Below are 17057 nucleotides of genomic sequence, written 5' to 3' on the forward strand. Positions count from 1 at the left end.
GCGTACGTTCACCAACGCGCACCCGTACAGCCCTGCTGTACGGCCATGCGCACTGTCCCATCATGACCACGGAGCGTGACCCTCGTCACGTGAACAGTGAAACTCCACCCTCGTCCCCGCGTGAGCGCCTCTACCGTCGTGAGCGCCGGTCCGTGCCCGCCGCGCGGGCGTTCGCGAGGGAGACGCTCGCGGACTGGGGCGTGCGCGGGCGCGCGGACGACGTGGTGCTGTGCGTCAGCGAACTGGCGACCAACGCCCTGCTGCACGGCGTACCGCCCGGCCGGGGATTCCTGCTGCGGCTGTGGCTGCTGCCCTGCGGGGACGGCGTACGCGTCGAGGTCCACGACAGCGGGGACGGTGTGCCGGCGGTGCCTCTGGAATCCGGCGGGTCGGACGAGGGCGGGCGCGGGCTGCTGCTGGTGTCGGAGCTGGCGGACAAGTGGGGTGTGGCGGAGCGGGAGCCCGGCAAGGTCGTGTGGTTCGAGTGCGGCGTCCCGGCGGACTGACGGGGCACGCCCGTCTGCCCTGGGGGACCTTCACCGGATCTCCACGCTCCGTCACGTGCGACGGGTCAGGCCCAGCAGCCGTTCACGGTCGCGGCGAGGCCGTCCATCGCGTCCTTGATGTCGCTCGGGTCGGCCGTCGAGTTGTTCTCGATGAAGGAGAAGATCCGCCAGTCGCCGTCGTCGGTCCGCGTGACCCCGCTGAGGGCGATGGCACCGGTGAGGGTGCCGGTCTTGGCGTGCACCTTGCCGACGGCGCACTCGGAGTCGGGGTCGTCGAAGCGTCCCCACTCCGGGCCGAGGCTGGCACCGGCCTCGCCGGAGATCGGCAGGCCCTCCAGGATCGAGCCCAGGGCGGGGGACTCCGTGATCGCGTCGAGGAGCTGGGCGAGGGTGGCGGCCGGGATGCGGTCGGCGCGGGAGAGGCCGCTGCCGTCGTGCATCTCGAAGTTGTCGAGGGAGATGCCGTACGAGCTGAGCACCTGGCGGACCAGCGCGGTACCGGCCTCGAAGGTGCCCGGCTTGCCCAGCTCCACGGCCGTCATGCGGAGCAGGGTCTCGGCGATGTTGTTGTCGCTGGTCTTGAGCATCTTCTTGACGATGTCCGACAGCGGCGCCGACTTGTGCTGGGCCACCGGGACGTCGGACTGCTTCGCCGTCGTGCGGCCCACCTCGCCGGTGACGGTGACGCCCTGTTCGGCGAGCTTCTTCGCGAAGACCTTGCCCGCGTCGATCGAGGTGTCCTGGACGGCGGCGCCGTCGACGACGAGGGAGCGGACCGGCGCGACCTCGGTGGGGTAGTAGCCCTCGTTCCAGCCCTCGGCGAGGCTCGGGTCGGCGAACAGGCTGTCGTCCACCCGGACCTGGACGTCGGTGCGGCCGGCTGCCTTGAGGCCGTCGGCGGCGGTCTTGGCCAGTGCGGCGACGTCCTCGCCCGTGAGGGTGCGGTCCCCGCCGCCGACGAGGGTCAGGGTGCCCTCGCCGTACACGACCTTGGTGGTGAACTCGTGGTTCGCGCCCAGCAGCGTCAGGGCCGTGGTGGCCGTGGCGAGCTTGGCGTTGGAGGCCGGCATGAGGGCGGTGGAGCCGTTGTGGTCCCACAGGGCGGTGTCCGAGTCGGCGTCGAGCACGACGCCGCTGACATCGTTGCCCAGGCGTTCGTCGGCGAGGCGCTCGTTGAGGTTCTTGACCAGCTGCGCGTCGTCGGCGGCGAGGTCGTCGACCGAGATGCCCTGCGGTCGCGGGGAGCTGTCGTCGGCGGCGAAGGCCGAGGTTCCGGCCAGCGTGGCGGAGGCCACGGGCACGGCCATCGCGAGCACGAGGGCCCGGCGTGCGCCGACGCGGCTCACTCTCGCCCTGCGATGCCTGCGCCGTCCGCCGGGGGCGAAGGTGTTCGTGGGGGTTTCCTCTGGCGTACCAGTCATGAAGTGAAATCCAAAGATCGGTTACTTCGTTCTGTGGGGGTGAAGCGTTGGGCACGCTACCAGCCGTCATATGGAGGGCTGGGCCGGAAATTGACAGCGTGTGAATGTCTTGCGACCGAATTGACGGGCCGCCGTCCGCACGGTTTCGTGAAGGGGATTCTCCCGATGCCGAACGGGAAATTCCGTTGCCCTTCAGTTCCCCGGGGCGCGGGACTTCGGGGCATCGCCCCGCCACCGGGCCCGCAGTACCGCGCCGCCGGCCACCGCCAGGCCCGCCACTGCCGCGGCGGCGATCAGCCGCCCCAGCCCGGAGCCCGTCCCGGACACCGGAACCGCCGCCGCGGCCGCCACCACACCCGCACCCGCGCACGCCGCGGCCGCCTCGCCCCACACCCGGGCACTCCCGCGGCCCCACCGCCACGGCCACGTCTCACTGGTCACCAGGTAGGCCACCAACAGCGCGACCACACAGGCGCCCTCCCACCGGGCCGGTTCCCTGAAGGCCGCGATGACCACGACACCCGACGCCAGCAGCGTCGTGCGGTGGCGCAGCAGCCGGTGGGACCACCGGACGGCCTCCACCGACGGCCGCCGGTCCAGCGAGGGCGCCGCCCACAGCGCGAAGGCGAGGGCGCAGACCAAGGGCACGGCCTCCCCGGCCGTGTCCACCGTCGCCCACGGCCGCCAGGCCATCACGACGGCCGCCGCTCCCAGCACCCGCACCGGCACGGTGCCGATCCAGTAGCCGAGGTACTCACGGAGGCCGACCCGCCCGTCCAGCGCCGTCATCCCGCGCGCCCCCTTCCGCCGACCCGCCCCGCCAGCAGCGGCGCCAGCACCAGATCCAGTGAGTCGCCCTCGGTGTGCCGCAGGACCGGCACCCCGCTGTCCCGCAGCGCGAACCGCATCGCGTCGCGCTCCGCGCGCCACAGCCGCAGCCCCAACCCGCCCGCCTCGTCGCCCGGTTCCACCACCGGGTCCCCGCTCGGTATCTCCACGACGACCGGGCGGCGCCCCCGCGCCTGGAGGTCCCGCAGCACTTCCAGGATCCGTGCGTCGCTGAGCGGCGTGAACACGTACACCAGGGCCCCCTCCGGGAGCGCGGGCGGCGGGACCCGTTCGAGCCCGTCGCCGCCGAAGGCGCGGTCCTTGCGGACGTCCAGGACGCTCTCCACGATGCGGTAGAACGCCGCGTCCCCGGTGCCCGGCGCCAGCCACCTGGTGGTGCCGCCGGTGGAGACCACCCCGACCCGGTCGTGGGTGCGCAGATAGGCCCGGGCGAGCCCGGCGGCGGCCCGCACCGTCTCGTCCAGGGACGACAGCCCGGTCCCCGGGTCGACGACGTCCCCGAACGCGTCGACGAGCATCACGGTGTCGGCGGCCCGCTCGGCCGCGAACCGGTGCAACTGCACGGCCCCGCGCCGGGTCGTCGAGGGCCAGTGGATGCGCCGCTGCCGCTCCCCGGGGACCCAGGGGCCCACCCCGATGACCTCGACGCCCTCACCGGACTGCGGCGAGGCGTGCTCGCCGAGCCGCTGCGGCAGCCGTACCGGGATCGGCGTGAACCGGGCCTGCGTGGCGCGCGGGAACACCGCCACCTCGGCCGCCTCGACGCGCACGGTGCGCCGGACGGTGCCGCCGGGGTCGTACACGTCGACGTCCACCGGGCCGAGCGACCAGCGGCCCCAGTGCAGCGCCGTGTGCCGCAGCGTCACCGTGGACGGGCCGACGACGACCTCGTCCAGGCGCAGGCCGGGGCCGAGCGTGACACCGGGGTCCAGGCGCACGGCCTCGCCGTCGTGGGCCAGCGCGATGCGGAGGGTGACCGTGTCGCCCTCGAAGCAGCGCCCCGGCTCGACGGTCGTCGACGTCTCGACGCGGCGGGCGTGGACGCGGGGCAGGGCCAGCGCGAGCAGGACCAGTGGTGCCGCCGCGAGTGCCAGCAGCCACGCCCGGCCGGTGACCAGCGCGGCGGCCAGGGCCACGACCGCGACGGTCAGCAGGCGCAGGGTGCGCTCGCTCGGCCGCGGGCCGCCGGCCGGCGGGGGCGGCGGCTGCGTCGGGGCGGTGCGCCCCTCCAGGGCACGGACCACCGCCGGGCCCGGCCGGGGCACGGGGTCCGGCGCGACAGCCGGTGCCGGTGCCGGGCGCGGTGCGGGCGCGGTCACGACGACGCCGCGGCCGTACGCCGCGTCGTCGGCGTACCCACGCCGTCGACTATCTCGCGCAGCACGTCGTCCGTGGACATCTCGCGCACCCACAACTCCGGCCGCAGCGACACCCGGTGGGCCAGCGCGGGCACCGCGAGGCCCTTGACGTCCTCCGGGACCACGTAGTCGCGGCCGTCCAGCACGGCGCGGGCGCGGGCGAGCTGGACCAGGGCGAGTCCGCCGCGCGGCGAGGCCCCGATGCTGATCTGCGGGTGGTCGCGGGTCGCGCCGACGAGCGCGACGGCGTACTCCAGCAGGTCGTCGTCGATCTCCACCCGCTCCACGACGGCCCGCCACGCCACGACGTCGTCCGGCCCGGCGAGCCTTTCCAGTACGGCCTCGGGCGCGGCCCGGTCGATCCGGGCCCGCAGCATCGCCAGCTCCTCCCGCGCGGCCAGATACCCCATGCGCACCCGCAGCTGGAACCGGTCGAGCTGCGCCTCGGGCAGCGAGTACGTGCCCTCGTACTCCACCGGGTTGGCGGTCGCGATCACCAGGAAGGGGTCGGCGAGCGGCCGGGTCTCGCCGTCCACGGTCACCTGCGACTCGGCCATCGCCTCCAGCAGCGCGGCCTGGGTCTTCGGGGGCGTCCGGTTGATCTCGTCGGCGAGCAGCAGGTGTGTGAAGACCGGGCCGGGGTGGAACACCATCTCGCCGGAGCGCTGGTCGTACAGCGGCGTCCCGGTGACGTCGGAGGGCAGCAGGTCGGGCGTGAACTGGATCCGGCGGAAGTCCAGGCCGAGGGTGGTGGCGAAGGACCGGGCGAGGAGCGTCTTGCCGAGTCCCGGCAGGTCCTCGACGAGGACGTGGCCGCCCGCCAGCACGGCCAGCATCACGTGTTCCAGGGCGTCCGGTTTGCCGACGACGGCACGGCCGATCTCGCGCAGTACGGCACCGGCCTGCTCGCCGACCTGCTCGGCGGTGCGGAGCTGGGGCGTGGAGGTAGTCGTCACGTCGCTTGGTCCTTACCGGTACGGGGGTTGCGGGTGCGGGTGCGGGTGCGGGTGCTGGTGCTGGTGCTGACGGTGCGGGTGCCGGGAGCGCGGGGTGAGCCGAGTGCTTCGAGGCGGTCGACGAGGCGGCGCAGCACGTCGAGGGGCACCTCGCCGTCGGGTCCGGTGCCCGGTGGCACGGGGCCCAGCCACGGCCACAGCTCGGGGCCGACCAGCTCGGCGGCCCGCTCGGGCTGGTGCTCCAGGGACACGTGGTGGTGCTCGGCGAGCGCGGCCGCGTACAGGCGGCGCAGCTCGGTGCGGAGCACCGCGCGGTAGTAGAGGGCGCCGTCGGGCCCGGTGGACGTGCCCACGTTCCGCCGCCACTCGCCCATGCCCGGGGCCCGGGTCCGCAGCAGCCGCACCTCGTCGCGGTACGCGGAGTCCAGGGCGCCCGCCCCGGCGACGTACCGGGCGGCGAGCACGGCCACGGCGACGAGCAGGGCCACCAGGGCACCGGCGGCCACGGGGCCGTCGAAGAGCAGGACGAGCAGGACGCCCGAGCCGGCGACCGCGGCGCCGAGCAGCCCGAGCCGGGGCAGGCTGAGCATGTCGTCTCCCGAGGCTCTCGTCACCGAGGTCTTCGCCACCGAGGTCTCCGCTCCCGAGGTCTCCGCCACCGAGGTCTCCTCCACGGGCCGGTTCACCGCCCTGTCTCCCGGCCCGCGGCCGCGTCACGGTCCCGGAGCAGGGACGCGATCTCCTCCAGGGCGTCCGCCGCGGCCTCCCGGTGCGAGTCGTGCATCGGGTGCGAGGAGTAACGGGCCTCGCGGAACAGCGCGGTGAGCCGCGGCGCGGCCGGACCCGGGGTGAAGCCCGTACCGGCGGCGCGGGTGAGCAGGTCGGCGGGGCTGTCGGAGGCGTGCCGCGGCACACCGGACGCGGCGAGGGCGTCCTCCATCGCGGCGTAACAGGCGATGACGGCCGCCCGGGCGTCGTCATCCGTGCCGGCCAGGGCGCGGCGGCCCGAGTCCACGGCGGACAGCAGCAGCCGCGCGTCGTCGTCCTGCGCGGCGGTGCCCGCAGGTCCCGGACGCTGCGGCACCCGCAGGCCGAACCGTCGCAGCCGCCGCACGACGGCCACCACGACGAGCACGACGGCGACCGCGGCCAGCAGCGCGAGCACGAGGTACAGCGGCAGGGAGGAATGGTCCGTCGAACCGTGCGGCTGCCGGGGCGGGGGAGTGACCAGGAGGGTCGGTGAGGGCGCCGGTCGCGTCGCGAGGGGCGGGGGCGGGCCGGTCGTGTTGCCGCCGGTGGAGAACCGGTGCAGGACCAGGGCCAGGAGGCCGATGCCGCCCGCCGCGGTGAGCAGCAGGGGCGCGGCGGCTTCCCGCAGCCGCTCCTCACCCGGCGGCAGCGAACGGCGGTCGGCGCCGAAACGGGAGCGAAGACGCTGTACGACCGTCCAGGCCCCGAAGGTCCAGGCGACGGACGCCCCGATCGCCACGAAACCCCAGTGACCGAGCGGACCCCGGCCGGAGTGGAGCAGCCCCTCCGCGGGCCGCAGCGCGAGCGCGGCGACGGACAGCGCCCCGACCACCGCCGCGGCGGCCACCACCCCCGGTGCCACCCCGCGTCGCGTCCGCTCCCCGCGTCCCATGCAGTGCCCCCCGCCGAACCCCTCGCCGCCCCCGAACGCCTGTTCACGGCAATCTTGGCACACGCCGTACCGGTCACTCCCGGAGCAGGGCCCGCGCGATCGACGTGATCGTCTCCGGGCCCACCCGGCAGCAGCCGCCGACCAGCCGCGCCCCGCGCTCCCGCCAGTCCCGTACCCGCTCGGCCGGGTACGACGAACGCCCCCGCCAGCCACGGGACTTCGCGTCCCACGTCTCTCCGCTGTTGGGATAGGCGACGACCGGTTTGCCGGTGACACGGGCGGCGGTCTCGACCGCGCCGGACACGTCCTCGGGGGAGCAGCAGTTGACGCCCACCGCGATCACCTCCTCCGCGTCGGCGGCCAGGGCGAAGGCCTCGTCCAGCGGCTGCCCGGCGCGGGTGCGGTCCCCGGCCACCGTGTACGACAGCCAGGCGGGCACGCCCAGTCCGCGCACCGCCCTCAGCAGCGCCGCCGCCTCGTCGGTGTCCGGGACCGTCTCCAGCGCGAGGACGTCGGGCCGTGCGGCGGCCAGCACCTCCAGGCGGGGGCGGTGGAAGCGCTCCAGTTCGCCCCTGCCGAGCCCGTACCGTCCCCGGTACTCGGATCCGTCCGCGAGCATCGCCCCGTACGGGCCCGCCGACGCCGCCACCCACCGTGCGCGGTCCGGGCGGGCCGGCCGTGCCCGGCGGGCGGCCTCGCGGGCCGAGGCCACGCTGAGCGCGAGCAGTTCGGCGGCCCGCTCCCGCCCGATGCCGCGCCGGGCGAAGCCCTCGAAGGTGGCCTGGTAGCTGGAGGTGATCACCACGTCGGCGCCCGCCTCGAAGTAGGCGAGGTGGGCCCGCGTGATCGCCTCGGGGTCCTCGGCGAGCAGCCGGGCCGACCACAGCGCGTCGCCCAGGTCGTGCCCGGCCGCCTCCAGCTGGTTGGACAGCCCGCCGTCCAGCACGAGCGGGCCGGAGGCGAGGGCGTCGGCGAAGTCGCTGGTCATGCAGCCGAGGCTACGGCCCTGACCCCCGCGTTGCGGGTCCTTGTCCCCCGAGCGAGCTACGGCCAGGTGTCCACCGTGAGGTGACGATCTGCGGCCGCCGGATCCGTAGCGTCCGGTGCAGCAGCCCGAGGCGTCGAAGTCACGGGCCCGACAGAGGAGTTCCCGTGAGGTTTGTCTGGCAGTTCCTGGCCGTGCTGGCGGCATACGCCGTGGGCGGCGTCGCCATCAACGCGGTGAAGGACAACGACTGGCTCACCCTGGTCGTCGGACTCACGGCGGCCGCGCTGGTGGTGTTCGTGTACGGGTGGGTGGTGCGGCGGACCGAGCGCCGCCAGGCCCTGGACGTGGCCCTGGAGGGCGCCGGCGCCAAGTTCGGCTGGGGCACGCTGATCGGTGCCGGGATGTTCTCGGCCGTCATCGTGAACCTCTACACCTCCGGGCACTACGAGGTCGACGGTCTGGGCTCGGTGCAGGGCGCGATCGGGCTGGTCGGCTTCATGGCCGGTGCCGCCGCGACGGAGGAGGTCGTCTACCGAGGGGTGCTGTTCCGGATCATCGAGGAGCACATCGGCACCTACCTCGCGCTGGGGCTGACCGGCCTGGTGTTCGGGCTCTCGCACCTGCTGAACGAGGACGCCACCCTGTGGGGCGCCGTCGCCATCGCCATCGAGGCCGGCTTCATGCTCGCCGCCGCGTACGCCGCCACCCGCAACCTGTGGCTGACGATCGGCGTGCACTTCGGCTGGAACTTCGCCGCGGGCGGCGTCTTCAGCACCGTCGTCTCCGGCAACGGCGACAGCGAGGGCCTGCTGGCCGCCACCATGTCGGGTCCGAAGCTGCTCACCGGCGGCGACTTCGGCCCGGAGGGCAGCGTGTACTCGGTGGGCTTCGGAGCGCTGCTGACCCTGGTGTTCCTGTGGCTGGCGCACCGGCGCGGGAACATCGTGGCGTTCGGCTCTCGGCGCCGGGCCGCGGGCGTCAACTCCGCCGCTACACTTCCCCGGTGATCGATCGACGACGGGTCCTGGAGCTGTGGCGTCGACTCGACGTCACGGTCCGGGACCTCCCGCTCGGGGTACTGCTGCTCGTCGCGTCGCTGCTGCCGTCGCTCCGCGGTCAGGGCACGGAGATCGGCGGCCTGCCGACCCGCCCCGCCGACGCGCTCGCCGGGGTGGCGGCCGTTCTCCAGTCCGTCCCCCTGGCCGTGCGCCGGCGGTGGACACTCCTCTGCCTCGCCCTGGTCTCGCTCGGCTTCGCCCTCGACCAACTGCGCGGCTACCACCTCTTCGCGGGCGCGGCGCTCCCCATCGTGCTGATCAACGCGGGCTCCCACCAGGACAAGTACCGGCGTGCCACGCAGGTCGGCGCCAGCCTCGCGTACGTGGCCATGGCCGTCGGGCTGAACGCGCGCGGCGGCGACGAGACGCTGATCGAGTACGTGACGTTCTACCTGATCCTCGCCCTGGCGTGGGGCATCGGCGCGTGGATGCGCTCCGCGCGGGCCGCGGAGGCCGAACGCCGCAGCCGGGTCGCCGAGGACGCCCGCAACGCCGAACGGACCCGCATCGCCCGCGAGTTGCACGACGTCGTGACCCACCACGTGACGGCGATGGTCGTGCAGTCCGAGGCGGCCCGGTACCTGACCGCCGCGCCCGAGCGGCTCGACGAGAGCCTGGCCGCCGTCAGCGACACCGGCCGCCGCGCCATCACCGACCTGCGGCACCTGCTCGACCTCCTCAACCCCGACCACGGCACCGCCGAGCCCAGGACACCACCCGTCGGCCGGGTGCTCACGCTGGTCGAGCAGACCCGACGGGCCGGGCAGCCGGTGGAGTTCACCGAGGAGGGCACCCCGGCGGCGGCCACCGGCAGCTCCGACCTCGTGGCCTACCGTGTCGTCCAGGAGGCGCTGACCAACGCCCTCAAGTACGACCACGGCGGCAGGACCTCGGTCCTGGTGCGCCACGGGGAACGGGAGATCACGGTGGAGGTCGGCACGGACGGCTCCGGCACGGGGGCCGCGTCCCCCGGCGGAAGCGGGCGGGGGCTGGCGGGCCTGCGGGAGCGGGTCGACGTGCTGGGCGGCGAGTTCAGCACCGACCGTCCGGCGGACGGCGGCTTCGTCGTCCGGGCCCGGATACCCGGCGGGAGCGGGGGAAGTACGGCATGAGCGCGCCGATCCGGGTCGTGATCTGCGACGACCAGGCACTCATCCGCACCGGGCTCGCGACGATCGTCGACGCCCAGCCCGACCTCGAGGTGGTCGGCGAGTGCGGGGACGGGCAGACCGGGGTCGACCTGGCCCGCGAACTGCGCCCGGACGTCGTGGTGATGGACATCCGCATGCCGGTGCTCGACGGCCTGGAAGCCACCCGCCTGCTCGCCGGTGCCGGGGTGGCGCACCCCGTCAAGGTGCTCGTGGTGACGACGTTCAACCTGGACGAGTACGTCTACGAGGCGCTGCGCGCGGGCGCCAGCGGCTTCCTGCTCAAGGACGCCCCGCCGGACCGGCTGCTGCACGGCATCCGCACCGTGGCCATGGGCGCGGCGCTGCTCGACCCCGATGTGACGCGCCGCCTCGTGGGCCGGTACGCGGCCCGGATCCGCCCCGCCGAGGGCACCGCGCGGGACATTCCGCTGACCCCCCGGGAGACGGAGGTCCTGCGCCTGATCGCGGACGGGCTGTCCAACGGCGAGATCGCCGCGGCCCTCGTGATCAGCCCCGAGACCGTCAAGACCTTCGTCTCCCGCATCCTCACCAAACTCGACCTGCGCGACCGCGTCCAGGCGGTCGTCTTCGCCTACCGCCACGGGCTGGTGACCTGACGCCCGGCCTCGGGCCGCTCAGTCCTGCAACCGGCTGCGCATCTGCGACAGACGCCGGTCGAAACGGAGGTGGTACCAGGTCAGCCAGCCCATGAACACGATGGCCAGGCCGAGCATCAGGCTTCCGGCGCCGACCGAACCCGAGACGAACCACAGGGCCGACGTACCGAAGAAGGTGAGCGTCAGCGTGGGGAACGCCCACCAGCGGTTGCGCCGCAGCCGCTGCTGGCGCGAGTCGACCAGCGCCGCCAGCGCCCGCCGCCGCGCGGGGTCCCGGGGCGCCGGTCCGCCCTTGAGGATCTGCCGCTCCATGCCCGGCACGTCCTGCGGTTGCGCACCGACCGCTCCGGCGTCGCGCACGCGCCGACGGCGTACCCACCACACGAGCCAGGCGGCGGCCGGCACCGCGCCCACCACGGCCGACGGCCACGCCGACGCGCCGTTCATGAGCAGTCGTATCCCGACGCCCACGACCAGCGCGATCCCACCGATGGCCCAGAGTCTGTCCTGCCACCGCGGCCGCGGCCGGTCGTCGTCTCCGTCTGCGCTCGCCATGTCACCTCTCCGGGGAGGATGTGGAAGTCCGGTGCAGGCCGGATACCCCCGATCCCCCGGAACACTTCGGCCGTGGCCGAAGCAACGGGCCCCTAACGTTCGGGACATGAGCGACACGAACACCGTCACCGCACCCGCACCCGCACCCGCCGACGCCGTCACCGGCATGGTCGACCACGTCCTGACCCTGGCCGCCGGCTGGACCCGCTGGGACGGGCGGCCCGCACACGTCGACGGCCGCGTCTACACCCCGCACAAGGCGGTCCGGCGGGTCGCCGACCACCTGGTCGACCACCTCGCGGAGCTGGAGGCCCGCCTGGCGGGCGAGGAGACGCAGCCCGACCACTGGCACGCCTCCCTGATCACCACCGACGCGGACCGCGCGCCCTTCACCGCCGAGGACCTCGACGAGGCCCGCAGCCGCCTCACCCGGCTCGCCCGGATCTGGGCCAACCGCCTCGACGCGCTCACCGACGAGCAGCTCGACCACTCGCCGGGCGAGGGCTGGAGCTTTCGCGAACTGGCCGCGCACCTCGCGGAGTCCGTGTACTACGCCGACGCGGTGGGTGACCTCTCGTGAGCGTGAGCGTGAGCGTGGGCGTGACCGCGACCGCCTTCGCCGCCCTGCACCGCGCCGGTGAACCGCTGCTGCTGCCGTGCGCCTGGGACCATGCCTCCGCGCACGCCCTCGCCGGGCAGGGCTTCGGCGCCGTCGGCACGACCAGCCTCGGCGTCGCGGCGGCGGCCGGACTGCCCGACGGGGCGTCGGCGACCCGCGACGAGACGCTGCGGCTGGCGCTCACCCTCGGCTCGGCACCCTTCCTGCTCTCCGTCGACGCGGAGGACGGCTTCAGCGACGACCCGGACGAGGTGGGGGAGTTCGCCCGGGAGCTGGCGGCGGTCGGCGCCGTCGGGATCAACCTGGAGGACGCCCTCGGGCCCGCCGACCGGCACGCCGCGAAGATCGCCGCCGTCCGCTCGGCCGCCCCCGGCCTGTTCGTCAACGCCCGTACCGACACGTACTGGTCGGGCGACGGCGACCCCGCGGAGACCATGCGGCGCCTGGCGGCCTACCGCGAGGCCGGTGCCGACGGCGTCTTCGTCCCCGGGCTCACCGACCCGGCCCGCATCGCCGCCCTCGCCGCCCGCTTCGACGTGCCCCTCAACGTCCTGTACTCGCCCACGGGACCCACCCTCGCGCACCTCGCCGACCTCGGTGTGCGCCGTGTCAGCCTCGGTTCGCTGCTCTACCGGCGCGCGCTGGGCGCCGCCCTGGAGACGGCCACCGCCCTCCGGGCGGGCCGGGCCCCGGACGGCCCGACGCCCACGTACGACGAGGTGCGCGCGCTGGTCCGGCCCTAAGGAGCCGGGGCGCCCAACGGGGCAGGGCTGTCCTCCGTCTTCTCGCCGGGCGGCCGGTCACTCGCCCGGCCCCGGGCGAGCAGCCAGTACAGGGCGGCGGGCACCACGAGCCCCACGATCCATGAGACGTCCGCGCCGCCGAGCGGTCCGACGAGCGGGCCGGTGTAGAAGGCGGTGGCCAGGAACGGCAGTTGGGCGAGCAGCCCGACCGCGTACACCACGAGCGCGTCCCAGCGCCAGGCGCCGTAGCGGCCGTCCGGGTCGAAGAGGGCGGGGAGGTCGTAGCGTTCGCGGGAGATCAGGTAGTAGTCGACCAGGTTGATCGCGGACCACGGCGTGAAGAACGTCAGCAGGAACAGCAGGAAGTCCTTGAACGAGGTCAGGAAGCTGTCCTTGCCCGCGAGCGCGACGACCGTGCCCGCGACCATGATGGTGCCGATGTAGACGGCCCGGCCGCGCCGCGACAGCTCCCGCTGCCCGCGGAACCCGCTGATCCCCGTCACCATCGACATGAAGCCGCCGTACGTGTTGAGGACGTTGACGGTGAGCTTGCCGAGGGCGATCACGAAGTAGAAGAACGAGGCCGTGAGTCCCGCTCCGCCGAGCGAGACGACGTACCCGACCTGGTTGTCGACGAACCTGTCCCCGGCGCTCGCCGCGACCAGCACACCGAACGCCATGGACCACTGCGAGCCGAGCGCGGAGCCCGCGAGCGTCCACCAGAACGTGGCCTTGCCGCTGGTCGTGCGCGGCAGATAGCGCGAGTAGTCGGCGACGTACGGTCCGAAGGCGAGCTGCCAGGAGGCCGCCAGCGACACCGCGAGCAGGAACATCGGTGCTGAGAAGTGCGCGTCCGAGAACAGCGCCCCGACGTCGACCTGGTCGAACAGCCGGATGCCCAGGTAGACGAAGGCGAGCGCGCACACCACGCTCGCCACCCGCCCGAGAACGTGGATGACCCGGTAGCCGACCGTCGCCACGACCCCCGTGACGAGCGCGAAGACGATGATGCCCGTCGTGTCTGCGGTGTGCGTGAGCCGCGCCGTGGCCTGACCCGCGAGCACGGTGCCGCTGGCGAAGAACCCCACGTACATCAGGATCACGAGGAGCAGCGGGACGACCGCGCCCTTCACCCCGAACTGGGCCCTGGACTGGATCATCTGCGGCAGCCCGAGCTTCGGGCCCTGCGCCGAGTGCAGCGCCATGACGGCGCCGCCGAGCAGGTTGCCGAGCACGAGCCCGAGCAGCGACCAGACCACGTCGCCGCCGAAGACGACGGCGAGGGCACCGGTGACGACGGCCGTGATGTGGAGGTTCGCGCCGAGCCAGAGCGTGAACTGGTTGAAGGCGGTGCCGTGCCGTTCGCTGTCCGGCACGACGTCGATGGAGTGCTTCTCGACTACCGCTGCCATGGTCAAGGCCCTCCTGCTTCTTGATCATCCGAAGGCAGGCCGTCGTGCCGCCGCCCGGCGACACGGGCACGAGGACGGCCACGCCTCCTGCATATAGTCATGCAGACTCTCGGTGCGTGAATAACTTGTCAATGCCTGGGCGCAAGTCACTGATCTTCGCCGGCGCCGTGGGGGGCCCGGGGGATCAGGCGCGCGGCCAGTTCTCCAGCGCCACGTGCAGCGCGTCGACCGCCTTGTCCCAGGACGCCCGCACGTCCCGCGGGGCGCCGAAGGCGCCGGAGGACTCCAGCGCGCAGTACCCGTGGAAGGTGCTGCGCAGCAGGCGCACGGCGTCGGTGAGGTCGGGCTCGGTGAGGCCGTAGGACCGCAGCATGCCGTAGGTGATCTCGGCGGTGCGGCGCAGCGCGGGGGAGTCGGCGACCAGGGACTGGTCGACGCGGATCTGCGTGGCGGCGTAGCGGCCGGGGTGGCGCAGGGCGTACGCGCGGTAGGCGCCCGCGAAGGCGGCCAGCGCCTCCTTCCCGGCCCGGCCCGCCACCGCCCCGGCGATCTCCTCGATCAACTCCCCGCCGGCCAGCAGCGCGACCCGGACGCGCAGGTCCTGGAGGTTGCGCACGTGCGTGTACAGGCTGGCGTCCTTCACCCCGAAGCGCCGGGCGAGCGCGGAGACGGTGACCGCCTCGAAGCCGGTCTCGTCGGCCAGGTCGGCGGCCGCGGCGACGACACGGTCCGTGGTGAGACCCACTCGGGGCATGGGCCGCCTTCCCGCAACCTAGAGTTCCTAGGTTTCATGCTAAGGCAGGCCGGGCGGCAGCGGCGGATCACCCGCGAGTCGTTCAACGTTCACCTTCCGCGCCGATTCTCCTCGAAGCCGCGCACGGCGGCGGTATCCAGGAGGAACACGCATGGGGCACGGACACGGACACGGGCACGGACACGGACACCCGCACGGTCACCACCACCACGGACACCCGCACGACCACGAGCACGCCACCGCACAGGCCCTGCCCGCCGCCTTCGACACCAGCGTCCCCGACGAGGCCCTGAACCCCGCACAGCAGTCGCGCCGCGGTCTGCTGCGCCGCGCCGGTCTGCTCGGCGCCGGACTGGCCGCCGGTACCGTCCTCGCCCCGACCACCGCCGCCACCGCCGCCCCCGCGCGGGCCGCGGGCAACGGCCGCCGCGGGAAGGGCTTCCTCTGGCTGGCCGGCGACCACCACATCCACACCCAGTACAGCAGCGACGGCAAGTACCGCGTCGTCGACCAGGTCCGCCAGGGCGCCCGGCACGGCATGGACTGGCTGGTCATCACCGACCACGGCAGCGCCACTCACGCCAGGATCGGCGTGGAGAAGGTCAACCCCGACATCCGCGAGGCCCGCGACGCCCACGAGGACACCCTCGTCTTCCAGGGCCTGGAGTGGAACATCCCGGCCGCCGAGCACGGCACCGTCTTCGTCCACCCCGGCAGGCACGAGGTCTCCGTCCTCAAGCAGTTCGAGACCGACTACGACGGCAGCGTCAACGGCGCGGGCGACTCCACCCCCGCCAACGAGGCCCTCGCCATCGCCGGACTCTCCTTCCTCGCCGACCAGGTCAAGCGGCGCAAGGTCAAGGACGCCCTGATGCTCGCCAACCACCCGGCGCGCAAGGGCATCGACTCCCCGCACGAGATCCGCGCCTGGCGCGACGCCACCTCCCGCGGCCACCAGATCGCCGTCGGTTTCGAGGGCGCCCCGGGACACCAGGCCGGCGGCCTGCCGAAGCCGCTGGGACCGGGCGGCGCCCGCGGCATCTACGACGGCAGCCCGAGCGCCAACTCCTTCGCCGGCTACCCCCTGGAGAGCTACCGCACCTGGGGCGGCTTCGACTGGATGACCGCCACCGTCGGCGGCCTGTGGGACAGCCTCATCGCCGAGGGCCGCCCCTGGTGGATCACCGCCAACTCCGACTCCCACCAGGTCTACGCCGACACCGGCGCCCGCGGTGGCGGCGACTTCAACGCCAACGGCCGCTACGACGACCCGGTCTACGCCGGGCAGATCGACATCACCCAGAACGACTTCTGGCCCGGCCAGTACAGCCGCACCCACGTCGGCTCCGACGGCTTCTCCTACGCCGCCGTCATGGACGGCATCCGGGCCGGCCGCGTCTGGGTCGACCACGGGCAGCTCGTCAGCGGCCTCGACGTCCGCGTCTCGGGCGGCGGCCGCTGGGCCACGCTCGGCGGCGCCCTGCACGTCCGCAAGGGCACCCGGGTCACCCTCTCCATCGACGTCGCCCTGGCCGGCGGCCCCAACTGGGCGGGCTTCGTCCCGAAGCTGGCCCGCGTCGACGTCATCCAGGGCGACGTGAGCGGACCGGCCGCCGACAAGGACACGTTCACCGAGCCGTCCGCCCGGGTCGTCAAGTCGTACGAGGTGACCGAGGCGAACACGGACAGCGGCACCGTCCGCCTCACCTACGACCTCGGCCGCGTCGACCACCCCGTCTACGTCCGTAGCCGCGGCACCGACGGCAACCGCTCCGCCGTCGGCTCGCTGGGCGCCCAGGTCGACCCGGCCGGCCCCGCCATCGACGTCGTCGGCGACGCCGACCCGTGGCGCGACCTGTGGTTCTACTCCAACCCCGTCTGGGTCCTGCCCTCGTGACACCGCCCGCCGCGCCGTACGTCCTCGGCATCGACACCGACGCGACGACCCTGCGCGAGGCCGACCACCTGCTCCAGGCGCTGGCGGCCGGACTCGCCCTCCCCGAGGGCGTCTTCGGCTGCACGCACCTGGTGCGGGACGGCCGCCCGCGGGTCGCCCTGTCCCTCGCCGCCGAGGCCGAGCCGGTCCTGCGCACCGCCCGGGACCGGCTCACCGCCCGGGGGTACGAGGTCCGCGACGCCACCTGGGACGAGACCGGCCGCGCGGTCCTCTTCCCCGGTGCGGCCGGTCTCACCGGCACCCTGACGCTCGCCGAGCTGCTCGCCCGCTCCGCGATCGACCGGGTGACCGTCCTGGGCACACCGCACGAGCCCGCCCCGGACACCCGGCTGGTCACCCGGAACCACGTCCGCCCGCACTGGCAGGACGGCCGCCTCGTGCTGGCCGCCATGCCCGCGGCCGGCGGCACCCTCGTACCGTTCGAGGACCCCGACCCGACACCCTGCTGCGCCGACCACTGACCCGGCCCGG

At 73.9% G+C, this 17057-nt stretch carries 18 protein-coding genes; 8 read left to right on the plus strand and 10 right to left on the minus strand.

All coding sequences use genetic code 11. From position 1 onward, the window contains the following. Positions 1 to 62 precede the first annotated feature (62 nt). Positions 63 to 506 carry an ATP-binding protein gene (locus tag ACFV9J_RS27605; RefSeq protein ID WP_385358289.1) on the plus strand — a complete coding sequence of 148 codons (444 nt, stop codon included), beginning with the start codon at positions 63 to 65 and terminating at the stop codon, positions 504 to 506. Between the two features lie 65 nt (positions 507 to 571). Here ACFV9J_RS27605 and dacB read toward each other — a convergent pair whose 3' ends face one another. The 7 genes from dacB to mmuM form a co-directional block, all read right to left on the minus strand. Then, positions 572 to 1927: a D-alanyl-D-alanine carboxypeptidase/D-alanyl-D-alanine-endopeptidase gene (gene dacB / locus ACFV9J_RS27610; RefSeq protein WP_385358291.1), complete on the minus strand. Its 1356-nt coding sequence runs from the start codon at positions 1925 to 1927 to the stop codon at positions 572 to 574. Positions 1928 to 2119: 192 nt separating this feature from the next. Next, positions 2120 to 2716, minus strand: a complete 597-nt coding sequence (locus ACFV9J_RS27615; protein ID WP_385358293.1) for a hypothetical protein — start codon at positions 2714 to 2716, stop codon at positions 2120 to 2122. Then, entirely contained in the window at positions 2713 to 4095 is a 1383-nt protein-coding gene (locus ACFV9J_RS27620) for a DUF58 domain-containing protein (RefSeq protein ID WP_385358295.1), read from the minus strand. Before ACFV9J_RS27620 ends, ACFV9J_RS27615 begins: the two co-directional genes overlap by 4 nt. Beyond that, the gene (locus ACFV9J_RS27625) at positions 4092 to 5090 is read right to left on the minus strand and encodes an AAA family ATPase (RefSeq protein WP_385358297.1); all 999 of its coding nucleotides are present in this window, start codon (positions 5088 to 5090) and stop codon (positions 4092 to 4094) included. The genes ACFV9J_RS27620 and ACFV9J_RS27625 overlap by 4 nt, the downstream gene beginning before the upstream one ends. Continuing rightward, positions 5087 to 5776, minus strand: a complete 690-nt coding sequence (locus ACFV9J_RS27630; protein WP_385358299.1) for a hypothetical protein — start codon at positions 5774 to 5776, stop codon at positions 5087 to 5089. Before ACFV9J_RS27630 ends, ACFV9J_RS27625 begins: the two co-directional genes overlap by 4 nt. Further along, on the minus strand, positions 5773 to 6732 hold the full coding sequence (locus ACFV9J_RS27635; protein WP_385358301.1) for a DUF4129 domain-containing protein: 960 nt from the start codon (positions 6730 to 6732) through the stop codon (positions 5773 to 5775). Before ACFV9J_RS27635 ends, ACFV9J_RS27630 begins: the two co-directional genes overlap by 4 nt. A gap of 73 nt (positions 6733 to 6805) precedes the next feature. Next, positions 6806 to 7720 carry a homocysteine S-methyltransferase gene (gene mmuM, locus ACFV9J_RS27640; RefSeq protein ID WP_385358304.1) on the minus strand — a complete coding sequence of 305 codons (915 nt, stop codon included), beginning with the start codon at positions 7718 to 7720 and terminating at the stop codon, positions 6806 to 6808. A gap of 164 nt (positions 7721 to 7884) precedes the next feature. Between mmuM and ACFV9J_RS27645 the strand changes: the two genes are divergently transcribed. From ACFV9J_RS27645 to ACFV9J_RS27655, 3 genes are read left to right on the plus strand one after another with little or no spacing between them, the layout of a single operon-like run. Then, positions 7885 to 8727 (plus strand): CPBP family intramembrane glutamic endopeptidase, encoded by an 843-nt coding sequence (locus ACFV9J_RS27645; RefSeq protein ID WP_385358307.1) that lies wholly within the window; start codon positions 7885 to 7887, stop codon positions 8725 to 8727. Further along, complete coding sequence (locus tag ACFV9J_RS27650) at positions 8724 to 9890, plus strand: sensor histidine kinase (RefSeq protein ID WP_385358310.1); 1167 nt, start codon at positions 8724 to 8726, stop codon at positions 9888 to 9890. The genes ACFV9J_RS27645 and ACFV9J_RS27650 overlap by 4 nt, the downstream gene beginning before the upstream one ends. Continuing rightward, positions 9887 to 10546, plus strand: coding sequence for a response regulator (locus ACFV9J_RS27655; protein ID WP_385358313.1), 660 nt, complete (start codon positions 9887 to 9889; stop codon positions 10544 to 10546). Before ACFV9J_RS27650 ends, ACFV9J_RS27655 begins: the two co-directional genes overlap by 4 nt. 18 nt (positions 10547 to 10564) lie before the next feature. Here the strand turns inward: ACFV9J_RS27655 and ACFV9J_RS27660 are convergent, their stop codons facing one another. Then, complete coding sequence (locus ACFV9J_RS27660; protein ID WP_385358316.1) at positions 10565 to 11101, minus strand: hypothetical protein; 537 nt, start codon at positions 11099 to 11101, stop codon at positions 10565 to 10567. Between the two features lie 106 nt (positions 11102 to 11207). Here ACFV9J_RS27660 and ACFV9J_RS27665 point away from each other — a divergent pair, with 106 nt between their 5' ends. Further along, on the plus strand, positions 11208 to 11681 hold the full coding sequence (locus tag ACFV9J_RS27665) for a hypothetical protein (protein WP_385358318.1): 474 nt from the start codon (positions 11208 to 11210) through the stop codon (positions 11679 to 11681). A gap of 20 nt (positions 11682 to 11701) precedes the next feature. Further along, entirely contained in the window at positions 11702 to 12463 is a 762-nt protein-coding gene (locus tag ACFV9J_RS27670) for an isocitrate lyase/phosphoenolpyruvate mutase family protein (protein ID WP_385358459.1), read from the plus strand. On the opposite strand, the gene ACFV9J_RS27675 is transcribed toward ACFV9J_RS27670, so the two are convergent. Together ACFV9J_RS27675 and ACFV9J_RS27680 are read right to left on the minus strand one after the other, a co-directional pair. Further along, positions 12460 to 13875 carry a purine-cytosine permease family protein gene (locus tag ACFV9J_RS27675; RefSeq protein ID WP_385358321.1) on the minus strand — a complete coding sequence of 472 codons (1416 nt, stop codon included), beginning with the start codon at positions 13873 to 13875 and terminating at the stop codon, positions 12460 to 12462. The genes ACFV9J_RS27670 and ACFV9J_RS27675 overlap by 4 nt on opposite strands. Positions 13876 to 14059: 184 nt before the next feature. Further along, positions 14060 to 14629, minus strand: coding sequence for a TetR-like C-terminal domain-containing protein (locus tag ACFV9J_RS27680; RefSeq protein ID WP_385358323.1), 570 nt, complete (start codon positions 14627 to 14629; stop codon positions 14060 to 14062). Positions 14630 to 14780: 151 nt separating this feature from the next. Here ACFV9J_RS27680 and ACFV9J_RS27685 point away from each other — a divergent pair, with 151 nt between their 5' ends. Both ACFV9J_RS27685 and ACFV9J_RS27690 read left to right on the plus strand, forming a co-directional pair. After that, a complete protein-coding gene (locus ACFV9J_RS27685; protein WP_385358325.1) occupies positions 14781 to 16526 on the plus strand; it encodes a PHP domain-containing protein in 1746 nt (581 codons plus the stop codon). Beyond that, positions 16523 to 17047, plus strand: coding sequence for a hypothetical protein (locus ACFV9J_RS27690; RefSeq protein WP_385358327.1), 525 nt, complete (start codon positions 16523 to 16525; stop codon positions 17045 to 17047). Before ACFV9J_RS27685 ends, ACFV9J_RS27690 begins: the two co-directional genes overlap by 4 nt. The last annotated feature ends 10 nt before the right edge of the window (positions 17048 to 17057 follow it).

The organism is Streptomyces sp. NPDC059906 (assembly GCF_042730645.1).
Taxonomy (GTDB): domain Bacteria; phylum Actinomycetota; class Actinomycetes; order Streptomycetales; family Streptomycetaceae; genus Streptomyces; species Streptomyces rubrogriseus.